The sequence below is a fragment of the Mycobacterium montefiorense genome (genome assembly GCF_003112775.1).
Lineage (GTDB): Bacteria > Actinomycetota > Actinomycetes > Mycobacteriales > Mycobacteriaceae > Mycobacterium > Mycobacterium montefiorense.
The window spans coordinates 63,335-81,256 of record NZ_BFCH01000036.1 but is presented as its reverse complement, the minus strand read 5'-3'; the positions used below and the strand labels follow the sequence as shown (position 1 = coordinate 81,256).

The 17,922-nt window shown below is 65.6% G+C and carries 20 protein-coding genes; 10 read left to right on the top strand and 10 right to left on the bottom strand.

The annotated features are described in order from the left end of the window. Positions 1-4: 4 nt before the first annotated feature. Positions 5-367, bottom strand: a complete 363-nt coding sequence (locus tag DB708_RS24085; protein WP_108925983.1) for a DUF3054 domain-containing protein — start codon at positions 365-367, stop codon at positions 5-7. Between the two features lie 36 nt (positions 368-403). Here DB708_RS24085 and DB708_RS24080 point away from each other — a divergent pair, with 36 nt between their 5' ends. The 3 genes from DB708_RS24080 to DB708_RS24070 all read left to right on the top strand — a co-directional run bounded on the left by DB708_RS24080 (position 404) and on the right by DB708_RS24070 (position 3,541). Beyond that, entirely contained in the window at positions 404-1,588 is a 1,185-nt protein-coding gene (locus DB708_RS24080) for an acyl-CoA dehydrogenase (RefSeq protein WP_108925982.1), read from the top strand. Positions 1,589-1,691: 103 nt separating this feature from the next. After that, positions 1,692-2,921, top strand: coding sequence for a serine hydrolase domain-containing protein (locus DB708_RS24075; protein WP_108925981.1), 1,230 nt, complete (start codon positions 1,692-1,694; stop codon positions 2,919-2,921). Positions 2,922-2,938: 17 nt separating this feature from the next. Further along, complete coding sequence (locus tag DB708_RS24070) at positions 2,939-3,541, top strand: hypothetical protein (RefSeq protein WP_108925980.1); 603 nt, start codon at positions 2,939-2,941, stop codon at positions 3,539-3,541. A gap of 23 nt (positions 3,542-3,564) precedes the next feature. Here the strand turns inward: DB708_RS24070 and DB708_RS24065 are convergent, their stop codons facing one another. Beyond that, entirely contained in the window at positions 3,565-3,855 is a 291-nt protein-coding gene (locus DB708_RS24065; protein WP_108925979.1) for a CDGP domain-containing protein, read from the bottom strand. 667 nt (positions 3,856-4,522) lie between these two features. Between DB708_RS24065 and DB708_RS27345 the strand changes: the two genes are divergently transcribed. After that, positions 4,523-4,765, top strand: coding sequence for a hypothetical protein (locus DB708_RS27345; protein WP_165839907.1), 243 nt, complete (start codon positions 4,523-4,525; stop codon positions 4,763-4,765). A 112-nt stretch (positions 4,766-4,877) separates the two neighbouring features. Then, positions 4,878-6,254 (top strand): NAD(P)/FAD-dependent oxidoreductase, encoded by a 1,377-nt coding sequence (locus DB708_RS24050; protein WP_108925978.1) that lies wholly within the window; start codon positions 4,878-4,880, stop codon positions 6,252-6,254. Here DB708_RS24050 and DB708_RS24045 read toward each other — a convergent pair. The 5 genes from DB708_RS24045 to DB708_RS24025 all read right to left on the bottom strand — a co-directional run bounded on the left by DB708_RS24045 (position 6,251) and on the right by DB708_RS24025 (position 11,024). Next, positions 6,251-7,471, bottom strand: a complete 1,221-nt coding sequence (locus tag DB708_RS24045) for an O-succinylhomoserine sulfhydrylase (RefSeq protein ID WP_108925977.1) — start codon at positions 7,469-7,471, stop codon at positions 6,251-6,253. The genes DB708_RS24050 and DB708_RS24045 overlap by 4 nt on opposite strands. Further along, on the bottom strand, positions 7,468-7,878 hold the full coding sequence (locus tag DB708_RS24040; RefSeq protein WP_108925976.1) for a rhodanese-like domain-containing protein: 411 nt from the start codon (positions 7,876-7,878) through the stop codon (positions 7,468-7,470). The genes DB708_RS24045 and DB708_RS24040 overlap by 4 nt, the downstream gene beginning before the upstream one ends. Before the next feature lie 40 nt (positions 7,879-7,918). After that, the gene (locus DB708_RS24035; protein WP_108926272.1) at positions 7,919-8,995 is read right to left on the bottom strand and encodes an ATP-grasp domain-containing protein; all 1,077 of its coding nucleotides are present in this window, start codon (positions 8,993-8,995) and stop codon (positions 7,919-7,921) included. Positions 8,996-9,090: 95 nt separating this feature from the next. After that, positions 9,091-9,729, bottom strand: coding sequence for a PaaI family thioesterase (locus DB708_RS24030; RefSeq protein ID WP_235616925.1), 639 nt, complete (start codon positions 9,727-9,729; stop codon positions 9,091-9,093). Next, positions 9,726-11,024, bottom strand: a complete 1,299-nt coding sequence (locus DB708_RS24025; protein WP_108925974.1) for an adenylosuccinate synthase — start codon at positions 11,022-11,024, stop codon at positions 9,726-9,728. The genes DB708_RS24030 and DB708_RS24025 overlap by 4 nt, the downstream gene beginning before the upstream one ends. Positions 11,025-11,104: 80 nt before the next feature. Between DB708_RS24025 and DB708_RS24020 the strand changes: the two genes are divergently transcribed. From DB708_RS24020 to DB708_RS24010, 3 genes are read left to right on the top strand one after another with little or no spacing between them, the layout of a single operon-like run. Beyond that, a complete protein-coding gene (locus DB708_RS24020) occupies positions 11,105-11,758 on the top strand; it encodes a peptidase M50 (RefSeq protein ID WP_108925973.1) in 654 nt (217 codons plus the stop codon). Between the two features lie 9 nt (positions 11,759-11,767). Beyond that, positions 11,768-12,544, top strand: coding sequence for a site-2 protease family protein (locus tag DB708_RS24015; protein ID WP_108925972.1), 777 nt, complete (start codon positions 11,768-11,770; stop codon positions 12,542-12,544). A 40-nt stretch (positions 12,545-12,584) separates the two neighbouring features. Next, the gene (locus DB708_RS24010; RefSeq protein WP_108925971.1) at positions 12,585-13,478 is read left to right on the top strand and encodes a cation diffusion facilitator family transporter; all 894 of its coding nucleotides are present in this window, start codon (positions 12,585-12,587) and stop codon (positions 13,476-13,478) included. Here the strand turns inward: DB708_RS24010 and DB708_RS24005 are convergent. Continuing rightward, positions 13,475-13,888 (bottom strand): DUF3151 domain-containing protein, encoded by a 414-nt coding sequence (locus tag DB708_RS24005; protein WP_108925970.1) that lies wholly within the window; start codon positions 13,886-13,888, stop codon positions 13,475-13,477. The genes DB708_RS24010 and DB708_RS24005 overlap by 4 nt on opposite strands. A 45-nt stretch (positions 13,889-13,933) precedes the next feature. On the opposite strand from DB708_RS24005, the gene DB708_RS24000 reads away from it, so the two are divergent. Next, positions 13,934-14,788 (top strand): Rv0361 family membrane protein, encoded by an 855-nt coding sequence (locus DB708_RS24000; RefSeq protein WP_108925969.1) that lies wholly within the window; start codon positions 13,934-13,936, stop codon positions 14,786-14,788. On the opposite strand, the gene fbaA is transcribed toward DB708_RS24000, so the two are convergent. Further along, a complete protein-coding gene (gene fbaA, locus DB708_RS23995) occupies positions 14,785-15,819 on the bottom strand; it encodes a class II fructose-bisphosphate aldolase (RefSeq protein WP_108925968.1) in 1,035 nt (344 codons plus the stop codon). The genes DB708_RS24000 and fbaA overlap by 4 nt on opposite strands. An 89-nt stretch (positions 15,820-15,908) precedes the next feature. Between fbaA and DB708_RS23990 the strand changes: the two genes are divergently transcribed. Next, positions 15,909-16,625, top strand: coding sequence for a DedA family protein (locus DB708_RS23990; protein ID WP_108925967.1), 717 nt, complete (start codon positions 15,909-15,911; stop codon positions 16,623-16,625). Here the strand turns inward: DB708_RS23990 and DB708_RS28115 are convergent. Further along, positions 16,560-17,918, bottom strand: a complete 1,359-nt coding sequence (locus DB708_RS28115; RefSeq protein ID WP_108925966.1) for a 3-oxoacid CoA-transferase — start codon at positions 17,916-17,918, stop codon at positions 16,560-16,562. The genes DB708_RS23990 and DB708_RS28115 overlap by 66 nt on opposite strands. Positions 17,919-17,922 lie beyond the last annotated feature (4 nt).

The following is a 17,922-nucleotide window of genomic DNA, read 5'->3' as shown; positions in this document are numbered from 1 at the left end:
CGGGTCAGACGTTCGAGCGGCGCCGCAGGGTCAGCCCGACGGCGACTCGCCAGCCAAGCAAGAACAGCGCGGTGAACACCGACGCCGCCAGCAGGAAACCCGGTGTCACAGCTGCGGAGGTGACCTTACGCAACAACATGCCGATCGCTACCGTGCACACCCAGACGATCAGACCGGTGGGAACCACCGCGGTGGGCCGTTGCCAAGCTCGGGAGAGTAACCATCCGACGATGGTTCCGGTGAGAAACGGCCAGGCTGTCGTAGCGAAGCCGACAATCGTGATGCCTTCGGCGTGGCTGCTCCGTCCGATCGCGCAGAACACCAGGACGCTCACCACGTCGGCACTGAGCCACCCCAACCGCTGCATGCAGCGAGACTACCCAAAGGTGGCAGGCTGGTGTCCATGAGCAGTCACAAACCTCCCGCGTTCAACCGAGAAGACCCCCTGGGCCTGGACACCTTGCTGTCCAGCGATGAGATCGCGGTGCGCGACACCGTCAGAAAGTTCTGCGCCGAGCACATCAACCCGTACATCGCGGAATGGTTCGAGGTCGGCGACCTGCCGGTCCGCCAACTCGGCAAGCAGTTCGGCCAGCTCGGGCTGCTCGGCATGCATCTGGACGGGTACGGATGCGGCGGTGCCTCGTCGGTGCACTACGGACTGGCCTGTACCGAACTCGAAGCCGCCGACTCCGGGGTACGGTCGATGGTCTCGGTGCAGGGATCGCTGGCGATGTTCGCGATCTGGAACTTCGGCTCCGAGGAGCAAAAGCAGCAGTGGCTTCCCGACATGGCCGCCGGCGAACTGCTCGGCTGTTTCGGGCTCACTGAACCCGACGCCGGGTCCGACCCCGCCACGATGAAAACCCATGCGCGACAAGATGGCTCGGACTGGGTGCTCAACGGCCGCAAAATGTGGATCACCAACGGGTCGGTCGCCGACGTCGCGATCGTGTGGGCCAACACCGACGACGGGATTCGCGGATTCATCGTGCCCACCCGCACCGCGGGCTTCACCGCCAACACGATTCACCACAAGCTGTCGCTGCGCGCCTCGATCACCAGCGAGCTGGTGCTCGACGACGTGCGGCTACCCGCCGACGCGATGCTGCCCGACGCCAAGGGTCTGCGTGGGCCGTTGTCGTGCCTGTCCGAGGCGCGCTACGGCATCGCCTGGGGTTCGATGGGAGCGGCACGCACGGCGTGGCAGGCCGCGCTCGAGTATGCGACGCAGCGCACTCAGTTCGGCCGGCCGATCTCGGGATTCCAGTTGACCCAGGCGAAACTCGTCGACATGGCCGTCGAATTGCACAAGGGGCAGCTGCTGTCGCTGCACCTCGGGCGTCTCAAGGACACCGTCGGGCTGCGCCCCGAACAGGTCAGCTTCGGCAAGCTCAACAACACCCGCGAGGCGATCAAGATCTGTCGGACCGCTCGAACCATATTGGGCGGCAACGGGATATCGCTGGAATACCCGGTCATCCGGCACATGGTCAACCTGGAGTCGGTGCTGACCTACGAAGGCACCCCGGAGATGCATCAGCTGGTGCTCGGCCAGGCTTTCACCGGTAACGACGCCTTCCGCTGACAGCAGCACCCGATGGCGGGACGGCTGATACCTCCGGCCGCAGACCCGCCACATCCTGCACTCGTTGGTCGACGGGTAGCACACCTGGCTGCAAGACTCAGGCATGCGGTTGTTGCGCTGGGTCGCGTGTCTGGTCATTGCTTCGGTGATGCTTGGCTGCGGGCATCAGTCGCCACCGACGGCCTCGCAAGCGAACTCCGCCGACAAGTCAAGGGCCGACGCCGTGATGCGGGTGGTGCAGAACTTCATGACGCAGGCGCACCTGAAGGCCGCGATCATTCGCGTCACGGTGGACGGCAAGGAAGTCGTCACCCAGGCGATCGGCGACTCGATGACCGGAGTGCCGGCCACCACCGATATGCATTTCCGCAACGGCGCGGTCGCGATCTCCTACGTGTCGACGCTGCTGCTCAAGCTGGTCGACGAAAAAAAGCTGAGCCTCGACGACCGGTTGTCGAAATGGCTGCCCGACTTCCCCAACGCCGGGCGCGTGACGCTGGGGCAGCTGGCACAGATGACGGCCGGTTACCCCGACTACGTCATCGGAAATGATCAGTTCGACAACCAGATATACGCAAATCCGTTCCAGCAGACGACAACTCAAGATATTCTCACCCAGATCTCCGGGCACCCGCTGCTCTACGACCCGGGAACGAACTGGAATTACGCGCACACCGACTACGTGCTGCTGGGGCTGGCGCTGGAGAAGGCCACCGGTCAGGACATGCCGACGCTGCTGGGCAACGAGGTACTGGGCCCGCTGGGCCTGAAGTCCACCACGAACTCCGATACACCCGAAATACCCTGGCCCGTCCTGCACACCTTCAGCTCCGAGCGGCGTAAGGCTCTCAAAATCCCTGCCGGGACACCGTTCTACGAAGAGTCCACGTACTGGAACCCGTCCTGGACCATCACCCATGGCGCCATTCAGACCACCAACATCTTCGACATGGAAGCCACCGCTGTCGGGGTCGGCTCGGGCAAGCTGCTCTCGGCGGACTCGTACAAGAAGATGGTGTCGACCGCGCTGCGCGGCAAGACGCACACCCAACCGGGCTGCCCGACTTGCTTCGACCAAAACGAGGGCTACACCTACGGTCTGGGAATCATCACCTCGGGCGATTGGCTGCTGCAGAATCCGTTGTTCTCCGGGTGCGCAGGTGTCGAGGCCTACCTGCCGGCCCAGAAGATCGCGATCGCCGTCGCGGTTACCTACGCTCCGGAGGCGTTCGACGACCAGGGCAACTACAGTAACCAGGCCGACATACTGTTCCGCAAGATCGGTGCGGTGGTGGCTCCAAACGCTGCCCCACCGATGCCGCCGGGGAGATGAGCGAAGGAGATCTGAGTATGCGGATTCGAATCATCGCTGCGTGCACGCTGGCACTGGGCGCGTTGGCCGTGCCTACCGCCGTCGCCGATCCCACCGGCACGCTGCCACCGATGACGGCCACCAACGGCGGGCCCATCATCGGCGGCGGAGGCGCCGCGTCGCAGATGTCGCAGCAATTCAAGAGCCTCAACGATCCCAATGTCCAGGAAGTCGACGGACCGGATGCGGCTCAATTCATCGCTGCCGCAGCTGGTATCAGCGATCGCAACCTCGCCTTACCTTTCATGGCGCTGCAGCGTGCGCTGGCGTGCCAGAAGGACAACGCCGGATTCGGGGCGCGCGCCTACCGCCGCAATGACGGTAAATGGGGAGGCGCCATGCTGGTGATCGCCAAGAGCGCTTACCCGGACGTCGTCGCGATGAAGGCTTGCGAGATGTCCAATTGGCGCAGGCCGTCGATGGGCAGCCCCACGCAAATGTGCAACAGCGGATGGGCTTATCCCCCACAGACATTCGACAACAAGGGGGGCGACTTCAGCGTGTTGCTCGCCGGAACCAACTCGGACTTCTGCACGGCGTTGAACGGGAACTACAAGGGCACCGCATCCGTGTGGCCATGAGCGGGCTCAGCAGCCGTTAGCAGCTAGTCGTCGATGTGCGTCGGTGGGTCGTTGAAGGCAAGGCCCCACGGGTGCTGGTCGGGACCCAGCGTCTGACAGTCCGTGTTGGTGACGGAAACGGGGGAACCGTCACGTCCGCCAGTGGGCGGGAAAACCACGCAACGCTGCCAGGTGCCGTCGGGCTGGACGGGGCCATCGCACTTGCTGATAGCAACTCCGCCCAACTGGCAAGCGGCATTGGCCGGGGGCGCGGAGGCGATCAGCGCGCCGGCGATCAGCGTGGCAGCCAGTCCTGGAACGATGAATTGCTTCATGCTCAATTGAGACTACCGCTCGTTGGAGGCCGCAAGCCTCATCAATGGCGATAACACGGATTTCTCCGTGGTCGAAACCCCCCGTGGGCGAGCCACGCTCCCACAGCCCGATCGCCTCACGCGGGCACGTTACGGCAAGCTCGGCAACTAATTTCGGTCGCCAACCGCGCTCCGATTGCCGCCAGTTAATCGGCGCGGGCCAGGGTAAGCGGGGTAACCCCGACGACCCGTGGGTCATGCCGGCTACATCGGTCGTCGCTACGAAATGACCGTCACACGAAACCTTTTCGAGAAAATGATCGCGAAAGATGTTGGTAGACAACTGAAAACGAAAGTTGTCATATCTTGTACACAGTTAGCCTAAGTAAGATTATTGGTATGAAGAACTTCGCAAGCGTTGCAGCAACAGCCATGGTGGCCGCGGGTTTCGGGTTGGCTGGATTAGGTTCTGCAAGCCCAGCTCGGGCTGACCCGGGACCACCCCCGCATTGGTGTCCCGGGGATGCCTGGGACCCCGGATGGGGTCCGGCTCCGATCAACTGCCGAGACGACTGGAACACCCTGGTGACACCCGACCCGGGCGTTGTGCCGTACCCGCCGGGATACCACCACGCTCACCCCGGCGGACCTGGATACCCTGACCACCCCGGCGGACCAGGCGTACCCGGTGGACCCGGTGGACCTGACCATCCCGGCGGACCAGGCGGACCAGGCGGCAGCGCCCCTGGCGGTGGCGGCGGAATTGGTGGCGGCGGCGGAGGCGGCAGCACCGGCGGTGGAAGCACCGGCGGCGGCGGCGGCAGCACCGGCGGAGGCGGCGGAGGCGGCGGCAGCACCGGCGGCGCTCGCTAATCCGAACGTCAACGCATGCAGCGGTCGCGGCGACGTTCCGCGACCGCTGCCTGGGTGAGCCCGGGGCCGACCCGGCGAACGCGCGACGTCAGGCGAGGCAAAGTCATAGGGTGGGTATGCGCTGCGAAGACTGTAGAGGCCAGAAGGATCTAACGACCTGAAGGAGAATCATGTCGCGCCATCGCGTCGTCATCATCGGAAGCGGGTTCGGGGGGCTGAACGCGGCCAAAGCGCTCAAGCGTGCCGATGTCAGCGTCACTCTCATCTCGAAGACGACCACTCACCTGTTCCAGCCACTGCTGTATCAGGTGGCCACCGGCATCTTGTCCGAAGGCGAGATCGCGCCCGCCACCCGACTGATCCTGCGCAAACAGAAGAACGTCCAGGTGCTGCTGGGTGACGTCGACGGTATCGACCTGCAGGCCAACACGGTGACGTCGAAGTTGATGGGCATGGAGACCGTGACCCCGTTCGACAGCCTGATCGTGGCCTCCGGCGCCCAGCAGTCCTACTTCGGTAACGACGAGTTCGCGACCTACGCGCCCGGCATGAAAACGATCGACGATGCGCTGGAATTGCGCGGGCGAATCCTCGGTGCGTTCGAGGCCGCCGAATTCACCGACGATCCGGTAGAGCGCCAACGACGCCTGACGTTTGTCGTCGTCGGCGCGGGCCCCACCGGCGTAGAGGTCGCGGGGCAGATCAAGGAACTCGCCCACCGCACCCTGAAGGACGCGTTTCGGACCATCGAGCCGCGCGATTGCCGGGTGATCCTGCTTGACGCCGCGCCCGCGGTATTGCCCCCGATGGGCGAGAAGCTGGGACTCAAGGCGCAACACCGGCTGGAAAAGATGGGCGTCGAAGTCCAGCTGGACGCGATGGTCGATGACGTGGACTACATGGGCCTGACGATCAAGGAGAAGGACGGCACAAAGCGCCGCATCGAATGCGCCTGCAAGGTCTGGGCTGCCGGTGTCCAGGCCAGCTCGCTGGGCAAGATCATCGCAGACCAGTCCGACGGCACCGAGGTCGACCGTGCCGGACGGGTGGTCGTAGAACCCGACCTGACCGTCAAGGGTCACCCGAACGTCTTCGTCGTCGGTGACCTGATGTCTGTGCCCGGCGTACCCGGCATGGCACAGGGCGCGATTCAAGGCGCGCACTACGCCGCGACGTTGATCAAGCACATGGTCAAGGGCACCGATGATCCGGCAGCCCGCAAACCCTTCAGCTACTTCGACAAGGGCAGCATGGCCACGATCTCCCGATTTAGCGCCGTCGCACAGGTCGGCAAGCTGGAGTTCGGCGGCTTCATCGCCTGGCTGGCTTGGCTGGGGTTGCACCTCCTTTACCTTGTCGGATTCAAGAACCGGTTCACCACAGTGATCGCATGGTTCATCACCTTCTTGGGCGACGGAAGAGGCCAGATGGCCATCACCAGCCAGATGATGTACGCCCGAGTGGTCGCACAGAACTGGATGGAAGCGACGACGCAAGAAGCGACGGACCAAACCGAAAAGCAAGCGGCCGAGCAGAGAGCCGGCTAGCTCAGGGCTTGATCGATATCGGCGAGCAAATCGTTGGTGTTTTCCAGGCCGACCGAGATACGCACCACGCCGTCACCAAGCCCGATCGCGGCGCGACCCTCGGGCCCCATGGCCCGGTGCGTCGTCGTAGCCGGGTGTGTGACAAGCGATTTGGCGTCGCCGAGGTTGTTCGAGATGTCGATCAGCTGCAGCTTGTCCAGCACCTCGAAAGCCCGGTCCTTCGCGGCACCGGCCGGCGCGTTGAGCTCGAAGGTGAGCACCGTCCCGCCGCCGGACATCTGACGCTTGGCCAGGTCGTACTGCGGGTGCGACGACAGCCACGGGTAGCGCACCCAACTCACCGCCGGGTGGCCTTCCAGGAACTCCGCGATCCGGCTCGCCGAGGAGTTGCTGTACTCCACCCGAACCGCCATCGTCTCAAGGCCTTTCAATAACACCCAGGCGTTGAATGCGCTCATCGCTGGGCCGGTGTGCCGCATCAGTTTCTGCACCGGCCCGTCGATGTACTCCTGGTCGCCAAGGATGGCACCGCCCAGCACCCGGCCCTGGCCGTCGATGTGCTTAGTGCCGGAGTAGACCACCACGTCGACGCCGAGCGGAAAGCCTTGCTGCAGCAGAGGTGTGGCAAAGACATTGTCCAGCACCACTTTTGCACCCGCCGCATGAGACAGCTCGGTCACCGCGGCAATATCCACCAACGATTGCATCGGATTCGACGGCGTCTCGAAGAACACGGCCTGCGTGGGCACCGACAGCGCCTGCTCCCACTGGGCGAGGTCGTCGCCGTCGACGAACACTGTCTCGACGCCCCAGCGTGGCAGGATCTCGTTGCACACCACGAAGCACGAGCCGAACAGGCTGCGCGCCGCCACCAACCGATCGCCGGCGCCCAGCAGCGCGCCCAGCGAGGTGAAGACCGCGGCCATGCCGCTGGCAGTGGCGAACGCCGCCGGCGCGCCCTCGATCAGCCGCAGTCGTTCCTCGAACATTGACACGGTGGGATTGCCGTAGCGCGAGTAGACGAACCGGTCCAGATCGCCGGTGAACGACTGCTCGGCTTCGGCAGCCGACGGGTAGACGTAGCCGGAGGTCAAGAACATGCCCTCGGCAGTCTCTTCGAACTCGGACCTCAAGAGTCCGCCGCGCACACCAATGGTGGCTTGGCTGACGCCGTCAGGGAGTGCCTTCGGAGTGCGGACCGACGGCTTATCGGTCATTGCTGCTTCCAGGGCAATCCGACTGCCCGCCAACCGGTTTCACCCCGGTGGCCGAGTGCGTCGAGTTGCCCTTCGAAACCGTCCAGGATGTTGTAGGACGGCGCGATGCCTGCGTCGGTCGCGATCTCGGCGGCACCGATGGAGCGGTTTCCCGAGCGACACAGAAAGACCACCGGGCCCGACTCCGTGGGGATCCGGTCCTTCAACTCAGCCAAAAAGTTCGCGTTGTGCTGCCCGTCCGACGTGTTCCATTCGATGAACACCGCATTGCGTCCAAGACTCGACAAATCGGGCACCCCGACGAATCGCCATTCGGCGTCGGTGCGCACGTCGACCAGGACAGCTTGGGGGTTGTCGCTCAGCAACTTCCATGCCTCAAGCGGCGTGATATCTCCTGCGTAGCTCATCCGCGTGAGTCTCGCACATTCAGTTCCTCCCCTGCGAACCTCACAGCTGGCGGCCCCGTGACACCGCGGTGGCCACCTCGCGGGCACGGTCCCGTGCGGCAGCCACGTCGGGTGCGGTCGCCAGGGCGATTCCCCGGCGCGGGCCGGGCCCCGGCTCGAACACGCGAAGGTCGCTTTCGCCGACGGCCAACGCCGCCGTCAACGCCTCGGCAGTGGGCGCCGGGTGAATCGTGCGGGCGGCGGCCGGTGAGATCATCAGGGCGTCCACCGGCAAACCCAGAATTGCCCGGGCCTGTAGTTCGACCGCCGAAAGCCGCTGGCTACGTAGGGTTACCCAGGCGCTCTGCGGCAGCACGGCGCTGACATCGGCGAAGTGCACCTCGTCGCCATTGATCATCAATTCGACGGCGAAAACGCCGCGGCCGCCGAGCGCTTTGAGGATGCGGGCGGCGATCGACTTGGCGGCGTCGAGTGCGGCCGGGCTCATTTTCTGGGGCTGCCAGGATTCCAGCACCTCGGGCTCGGCGCGACGATGCCCGATCGGTGAGCAGAACTCGATCACCGGCCCGCCTGCGCCCTCGCTGCGGATTGCGAGCAGGGTGACGTAAAACTCGACCTCGACCTCCGTTTCGGCCAACACTCGCTGCTGCTCGGCTTGCCCGACCGCGCGCCGCCACGCGGGCTCGACGTCGTCGGGCCCGGAAACCACCGAACGCCCGGCCGTCCCACCCAGCGACTCCACCAGCAGCGGATATCCGCCGTGTGCGGCCACCGCCTTGAGTTCGCCGACCGATCCGACGAACCAGAACGGCGCGGTGGGCAGGCCCAGCTGGTCGGCGGCCAGCCGGCGCAGGCCCTCCCGATCGTTGGTCAGCCGGACGGTGCGGGCATTGGGCACCAGTTCAACGGCGCCGTCGCTCTCGGATCGGGCGGCCAGCGCCTCGAGGGCGGCAACGGAGACCGCGCGGGTGGCGGTCACCACGAAGTCGGGTTGCAGCCGGTCGATCGCCCCTGCCAAATCGCCGGCCGTCGCGTCGGAGTGCTCCTCGACCTTCGCGCCGAGGCGCCGCAGCGCAATCGCCAGCTCCCGGCTGAACTCGCCGGAACCCAGCAACATCACCCGGGCCCCGTGAGAGGTCTCGCGCTGTCGTTCGGTCACGCCGTCAGTCACCAGCTAAGGATAGGTGCGTCGCGAGCGCGGCCGAGCGCCGATCACGGCTGACCGGGCAATAACCGCACCATAAGGCCGGTGCCTTCGGCCAGAACCACGTCGTCGCGGTCGACCAATTCGGCGGAGACGAACGCTTTGCGGCCCTCGGTGCTGGTGACCCGTCCACGCACCAGCAACGGAACGTCGATCGGGGTGACCTTGCGGTAGTCGACATGCAGGAAGGCTGTACGGCTGATGGGCCGATTCGCGGCATGGGAGATCATCCCGAACATGTGGTCAAACAGCAGCGGCAGCACACCGCCGTGCACCGCGTGATTACCGCCGACATGAAAGCGGGTGAAATGGCCCGTCATTTCGACGCCGTCGGGCTGATACCGCGTCAACACCCATGGCGGGAGCAGCAGGCTGCCCATGCCGGGCAGATCGGGCGTGCGACCCGCGGGCGCGACGCCTTCATCGGCCTCAAACGGCCCCAGCAGCTCCACCAGCGACGCGGCCCGCTCGGCCGCGTCGTCCCAGACGTCGTCGGCGGGGTCGGCCGACACGGCGAGGTCCTGCAGCCGGCGCATGGCCGCCACGAACCGGCCGAATCCCGGGCCCGGGGTGGCCGGGCCGTATTCCGGGAAGCCGCCGTGGTGTTCGTATTCGGGGTCGAGCTCTTTGGGATCAGGATCGGTCACCGGCGAGCCGCCAGGACGTCGCGGCGCACGATGGTCTGATCCCGTCCCGGCCCCACGCCGATGCATGAAACATGTGCTCCAGCAAGCTCTTCCAGACGCAACACGTAATCGCGCGCCTTGGCCGGCAAGTCGTCGAACTCCCGCGCGTCCGAGATGTCCTCCCACCAGCCGGGCAGCTCTTCGTAAATCGGTTCAGCCCGGTGCAGATCACTCTGTGTCATCGGCATCTCGTTGGTCTGCACGCCGCCGACCCGGTAGCCGACGCACACCGGCACGGTTTCCAGGCTGGACAGCACGTCGAGCTTGGTCAGGAAGTAGTCGGTGATGCCGTTGACGCGGGTGGCATACCGTGCGATCACGGCATCGAACCAGCCGCAGCGACGCCGCCGCCCGGTGGTGACACCGAATTCGCCGCCGGTCTTCGACAGGTACTCGCCGCTCTCGTCGAACAATTCGGTCGGGAACGGGCCCGAGCCCACCCGGGTGGTGTAGGCCTTCAGGATTCCGAGCACGGTGGTGATCCGGGTCGGGCCGATGCCGGACCCGACGGCCGCCCCGCCCGCGGTCGGATTCGAGGACGTCACATAGGGATACGTGCCGTGGTCGACGTCGAGCAGCGTGCCCTGCGAGCCCTCCAGCAGCACGGTCTCGCCGGACTCCAGTGCGGTGTTGAGCAGCAGCCGAGTGTCGGCGATGCGATGCCGGAAACCTTCGGCCTGTTCCAGCAGGGCCTCGACCACCTGGTGCGGATCCAGCGCCTTGCGGTTGTAAATCTTGACCAGGATCTGGTTTTTGAGTTCCAGGGCGCCCTCGACCTTGTGCGTCAGCAGCTCCGGGTCGAGCACGTCGGCAACCCGTATTCCCTGGCGGGCGATCTTGTCCTGGTAGCAGGGCCCGATGCCACGGCCGGTGGTGCCGATCTTCTTGTTGCCCATGTAGCGCTCGGTCACCTTGTCGATGGCCACGTGGTAGGGCAACAACAGATGCGCGTCCGCGGAGATCAGCAGCTTGGAGGTGTCGACTCCGCGGACTTCCAGGCCCTTCAGCTCGTCGAGCAGCACGCCGGGATCGATCACCACGCCGTTGCCGATGACGTTGGTGACGCCGGGCGTCAGCACTCCCGAAGGGATCAGGTGAAGTGCGAAATTCTCCCCGGTCGGCAAGACGACGGTGTGCCCGGCGTTGTTGCCGCCCTGATAACGCACCACCCACTGCACACGCCCACCGAGCAGGTCAGTGGCCTTACCTTTGCCCTCGTCACCCCATTGGGCGCCGATAAGGACGATTGCCGGCATGACATGCTCCCGCCTGGTCTCGCCTGCTTATTGTGGTCCAGCCGGGGACCAACGATAACCCAGCAGGTCGCGAGGAGCTCATGAATATCGCCGCGGACACGGCCAGCGTGGCGGTGTTGTGGTTCGGCGCGCGGCGACTGCCTGGTCCGCTGGACGGCCTGCCCGTCTATCGGGTCGAGAGCCCGGCCGCCATCGACGCCGCGATCGGGCCTTACCGACGGCTGGTCGTCCTCGGCGACGACGCCGAGCTGGCGGCCGTGCTGAGCAGGCTGCTGCGCGCCGAGCGACTCGACGTCGAAGTGGCCTACGTGCCGGACCGCCGCACCCGGGCGACGCGGATCTATCGCTTACCAGCGGGACGGCGGGCGGCGCGGCGTGCGCGGCGCGGCACACCCCAGCGAGTCACCCTGGTGCGCGACGAGACCGGCGCGGTGATCGTCGGGCGGGCCGGCTGGCTGCCGCCGGCCGGCCAACAACGCATGCACGGCGAGGCCGTCGTCGACGACGCGCGGCTCTTCGACGGCGACGTCACCGGCGCCTACATCGAGCCCACCCTGGCCGTGCCGGGCCTGCGGGCCTCGCTGCGCACCCGCTGGCGCCGGTGGATGGCCGGTCGCGCCGTGCAGCTGGGCAGCACCGGCGTCGTGGTGATCCGGGACGGCGTCGCCGCGGCGCGCCCCGCCCGGCGATCGACCTTCTACCGCCACGTCGAAGGTTGGCTGCTGGTCCGGTAGCTTCGACCGGTGGACTCACACGGGCACGCATCGGTGCGACCCAGCCCAATCTTCTTGGCATTGGTCGCATTGACGGCCGTTGGCGGCGTGGTGGCCTGGCTGGCCGGCGCGACCGTGCGACCGATAGCGTATGCCGGGGTCTTCATCTTCGTGATCTCCGGCTGGCTGGTTTCGTTGTGCCTGCACGAATTCGGCCACGCGGCGACCGCCTGGCGCTTCGGCGACCACGACGAGGCAGTGCGCGGCTACCTGACCCTGGACCCGCGGCGCTACGCCCATCCCGGGCTCTCGCTGCTGCTGCCGATGGTGTTCATCGCGCTGGGCGGCATCGGCTTGCCCGGCGCCGCGGTCTATGTGCGCACCTGGTTCATGACGCCGATGCGACGAACCCTGGTCAGTCTGGCCGGTCCGGCGGCCAACCTGCTGCTAGCGGTGCTGTTGCTGGCCCTGGCCCGGCTGTTCTTCGACCCGGAGCACTGGGTGCTCTGGGCCGGCGTGGCGTTTCTGGGTTTCCTGCAGATCATGGCGGTGGTGCTGAACCTGCTGCCCATCCCCGGCCTGGACGGCTACGACGCCCTGGAGCCGCATCTGAGCCCCGAGACGCAGCGTGCGGTGGCGCCGGCCAAGCAGTACGGCGTGTTCATTCTGCTGTTCCTGCTATTGGCGCCGGCGATCAATCAGTGGCTGTTCGCGGTCGTGGACTGGTTCTTCGACTTCTCCGGGGTGCCGCATCTGCTGGCCACCGCCGGCAACTCGCTGACCCGCTTCTGGAGCCGCTGGTTCTAATCCTTGCCATATATGCGATTACGCGCATATATTGATCGGCATGGGCGCCGGACACAGTCACACCCCCGCCGAGGCCGACGCGTCTCGGATGATCCCCCGCATGATCATGGCCGCCGGGATCTTGGCGACGTTCTTCGTCATCGAACTGACCACCTCGCTGTTGATCAATTCCCTTGCGCTACTGGCCGATGCCGGGCACATGCTGACCGACGTGGTCGCGGTGTTCATGGGGCTGGCGGCCGTGATGCTGGCCAAGCGCGGCAGCACCTCCCCGGATCGCACCTACGGCTGGCACCGCGCCGAGGTCTTCACCGCGGTCGCCAACGCGGTGTTGCTGGTCGGAGTGGCAGCGTTCATCCTCTACGAGGCAATCGAGCGGCTCGGCACGGGAGCGTCGGTCCCCGGTACGCCGATGATCGTGGTGGCGCTGGCCGGGCTGGTCGCCAACTTCGCCGTGGCGATGCTGCTGCGGGCAGACTCCGAGGGCAGCCTGGCCGTCAAGGGCGCGTACATGGAAGTCGTCGCCGACACCGTTGGCAGCCTGGGCGTACTGATCGCCGGAATCGTGACGGTCACGACGCACTGGCCCTACGCCGACATAGTGGTCGCCGTACTGGTGGCGCTCTGGGTGCTGCCCCGCGCGTTCTCACTGGCTCGTGCGGCGCTGCGGATCCTGTCCGAGACCTCGCCGGCCCACATCGACGTCGAGGAGCTGCGGTCGGCACTGGGCGCCGTCAACGGCGTGGCCGAAGTGCACGACCTGCACGTGTGGACGCTGTCGCCGGGCAAGGACATGTGCACCGTGCACCTGATCAGCTCAAGCGACTCGACCCGCGTGCTCAGTGACGCCCGTGAAGTGCTGCACGCCCGCGGGCTCGAGCACGCCACCGTGCAGGTCGAGGACCGCAACAGCGACTGCTCGGAGAACTGCTAGAGACCGAGCTCTTTGCGTGCCGCAGGGTCGCAGTCGTCGAGCAGGTCCAAGCAGCGGTTCAGCTCGTCGGTCTCGCCGATCGTGTCGGCGGCCTTGGCCAGTACCGCCACACAGCGCAGGAAGCCACGGTTGGGCTCGTGCGCATAGGGCACCGGGCCGAAGCCCTTCCAGCCATTGCGGCGCAACTGGTCCAGCCCGCGGTGGTAGCCGGTCCGGGCGTACGCGTAGGCCGTGATAGCCCGGTCGTCGGCCAGCGCCTCCTCGGCGAGGGCCGCCCAGGCCACCGACGCCGACGGATGTGCCGCGGCGACGATGCCCGGATTCTCGTTGGCCAGCAGTTCGGCTTCGGCTTCGATGTCGCCGGGCAGCAGGATTGGATCAGGTCCCAGGAGATCACCCATCGGTGTCATAAGTTCCATTCTGCCGTCCCGCCGCGGGTCGCTAAGCTCCAACTCATGCCTAACCCACCGGAGCCCGGCCGCGAACACGGGGTCGACCCTGCTGGCGACGCGGAATCCGAGCAGGTCGACGAGGCAACCGAGGCCTATCCACTGCTGCCGTCGGATCCTGAAACTGAGACCGTGGTCATCAACCCCGATCCGGACAACCAGCTCGAGGGCGGCCCGGCAGGGCAGCAGCACGAGCGCCGCTTCACCGCGCCCGGCTTCGACGCGAAAGAAACGGCGATCATCCACACCACTGCGGAGCCCGCGACGGAAGTCTTTTCGACGCCGCCCGGGCAGCCAGGGCCGACGGGACAGCCGGGCCAGCCGGGGCAGCCGGGGCAGCCGCCATTTCCTACGAAACCTGCTGTGCCACAATCGATCCCGGGACGGGACGGCAGCAAGCCGCGATCCGGAGCCAGGAGCTTCAACTGGGGCTGGGTGCTGGCGATCACCGTGATCGTGTTGGCGCTCGCCGCGATCGCCATCCTGGGCACCGTGTTGCTGACCCGCGGAAAGCACTCACACGTCTCGCAGGAAGACATGGTCCGCCAGACCATCAACTCCTTCGACAACGCGGTGCAGCGCGGTGACCTGACTCTGCTGCGCGGTATCACCTGCGGCACCACCCGCGACGGTTACGTCGATTACGACGAGCACGCGTGGACCGAGACCTACCAACGGGTTTCGGCGGCCAAGCAGTATCCCGTGATCGCCAGCATCGACCAGATCGTCGTCAACGGGCAGCACGCCGAGGCCAACATCACCACTTTCATGGCCTTCGACCCGCAAGTCCGCTCCACACGCAGCCTCGACCTGCAGTACCGCGACGATCAGTGGAAGATCTGCCAGTCCCCCAGCGGCTAGCTGCTCACTGACTTTCCGGCGCAGTGCAGGTCGTTGCAGGCCTCGATCACGCGCTCGGTCATCGACGCCTCGGCCTTCTTGAGGTAGCTGCGCGGGTCGTAGACCTTCTTGCTGCCCACCTCGCCGTCGATCTTGAGCACGCCGTCGTAGTTGGCGAACATGTGGCCGGCGAGCGGTCGGGTGAACGCGTACTGGGTGTCGGTGTCGACGTTCATCTTCACTACGCCGTAGCGCAGCGCTTCCTCGATCTCGGATTTCAGCGAACCCGATCCGCCGTGGAAAACGAAGTCGAACGGCTTGGACCCGTCGGGCAGGCCGAGCTTGGCCGACGCCACCTTCTGGCCCTCGTCGAGGATGTCTGGGCGCAGCTTGACGTTGCCGGGCTTGTAGACGCCGTGCACGTTGCCGAATGTCGCGGCGAGCAGGTACTGACCGTGCTCACCGTGACCCAGCGCCTCGACGGTCTTCTCGAAGTCCTCCGGCGTCGTGTACAGCTTGTCGTTGATCTCGTGGGCGACGCCGTCCTCCTCGCCGCCGACCACGCCGATCTCGATCTCGAGGATGATCTTGGCGGCAGCGGCCTGCTTGAGCAGCTCTTGGGCGATCACGAGGTTCTCATCGATCGGCACGGCCGACCCGTCCCACATGTGCGACTGGAACAGCGGGTCCTTACCCGCCGCTACGCGCTTGGCCGAGATGTCCAGCAGCGGGCGTACGTAGGTGTCCAGCTTGTCCTTGGGGCAGTGGTCGGTGTGCAGCGCGACGTTGATCGGGTACTCGGCCGCGATGTGGCGAGTGAACTTGGCCAGCGCGACCGCGCCGGTGACCATGTCCTTGACCCCGAGGCCGGAGGCAAACTCGGCGCCACCGGTGGAGAACTGGATGATGCCGTCGCTGCCGGCGTCGGCGAAACCCTTGATGGCGGCGTTGACGGTCTCCGACGAGGTGCAGTTGATGGCCGGGAAGGCGTACGCGTTCTCTTTCGCGCGCGCCAGCATCTCGGCATAGACCTCGGGGGTTGCGATGGGCATGAATTCCTCCTGAAGACTTCAGTTGCCTCAGTATCGCAACCCGACGTTGGCAGCGGGCAGCCACCTCGGGGCCGGTATGTTGAGGCACCATGAGCACCGCCGTGACGGCCTTGCCCGACATCATCGACCCGATGTTCTGGATTGGCCCCCAGGGCTTGTTCGCCTCCGCGGTGTTGCCGACCATCCTGGTCATCGTCTTCGTCGAGACCGGTCTGCTGTTTCCGCTGCTGCCCGGCGAATCGCTGCTTTTCACCGGGGGCCTGCTGGCCGCCCACGGAACGCTGAACATCTGGGTACTGGCGCCTGCCGTCGCGGTAGTCGCGGTGCTGGGCGACCAGACCGGGTATTTCATCGGCCGCCGGATCGGGCCGGCGCTGTTCAAGAAGGAAGATTCCCGGTTCTTCAAGCAGCATTACGTGACCGATTCGCACGCCTTCTTCGAGAAGTACGGACCCGCGGCGATCATCCTGGCCCGCTTCATGCCGTTCATCCGGACGTTCACGCCGGTCGTCGCCGGGGTGTCCTACATGCGCTATCCGGTGTTCCTGGGCTTCGACATCGTCGGCGGCGTGCTGTGGGGCGGCGGCGTGACGGTTGCCGGCTACTTCCTGGGCAACGTGCCGTTCGTGCACCAGAATCTGGAAAAGATCATCCTGGTCATCCTGTTCGTCTCGCTACTGCCGGCACTTATCGCCGCCACGCGGGGCTACCTGGCGCGACGGCGCGCCAACAAGGAGGGTTCAGGCCACGACGAAATCGCAACCGGTCTTGGCACGGACGTCGGCGACCGTCACCCCGGGATGTAGCTCCGTCAGGGTGAGGCCGCGTTGCGGGTCGACGTCGAACACGCACAGGTCGGTGATGATGATGTCCACCACGCCTTTTCCGGTCAGCGGCAGCGTGCATTGCTTGAGAATTTTCGGGCTGCCGTCCTTGGCGGTGTGATTCATTACGACGATCACCCGCTTGACACCCGACACCAGGTCCATCGCACCGCCGGGGCCCTTGACCATCTTGCCCGGAACCATCCAGTTGGCCAGGTCACCGTTCTCGGCCACCTCCAGGCCGCCGAGGATGGACAGGTCGATGTGGCCGCCGCGGATCATCGCGAAGGAATCAGCGCTGCTGAAGAAGCTGGAACCGCTGATCGTGGTGATGGTCTGTTTACCGGCGTTGACGAGGTCGGGGTCCACGTGATCCTCAGCCGGGTATGCCCCGATTCCCAGCAGGCCGTTCTCTGATTGCAGCGTCACGTTGATGTCGTCGGGGATGTAATTGGCCACCAGCGTCGGAATGCCGATTCCCAGGTTCACGTAGTAGCCGTCGCGCAGTTCTCGGGCCGCGCGCTTGGCCATGATCTCGCGGATGGGGCTGTCGTTCTTGGTCGCGGCGCCGCCGGCCGTAGTGCGGAATTCGATCCGCTTCTCGTAGCTGGGTCCCTGGATGATGCGGTCCACATAGATGCCGGGGGTGTGGATGTCGTCGGGATCCAACTCGCCAACCTCGACCAGCTCCTCTACTTCGGCAACGGTCACCTTGCCGCAGGTGGCGATCATCGGGTTGAAGTTGCGCGCCGTCCGCCGGTAGACCAGGTTGCCTGCCTTGTCGCCCTTCCACGCCTTGACGATCGCGACGTCGGCGTGGATGCCTTCCTCCAGCACATATTCGATGCCGTCGAAAACTCGCATGTCCTTGCCTTCGGCGAGTTGGGTGCCAAAGGCGGTGCGCGTGTAGAAGCCCGGAATCCCCGCGCCGCCGGCGCGTAACTTCTCGGCCAGCGTGCCTTGCGGGGTAAGCACTAGGTCCAGTTCGCCGGCCAGCACCTGGCGTTCGAATTCCTTGTTTTCTCCTACGTAGGAGGCAATGACTTTCTTGACCTGCCGACCCTTGAGCAACAGCCCCATGCCGAAATCGTCGACACCGGCGTTGTTTCCGACGATCGTCAGGTCTTTGACGCCGCTGTCGACCAGCGCCTGAATCAGGTTCTCCGGAATGCCGCACAGGCCGAATCCGCCTGCGGCAATGGTGATTCCGTCCTTCAGCAGGTCCCGCAGAGCCGACTCGGCGTCAGGACGGACCTTGGTGCTGGAAGGGGTCATCGAA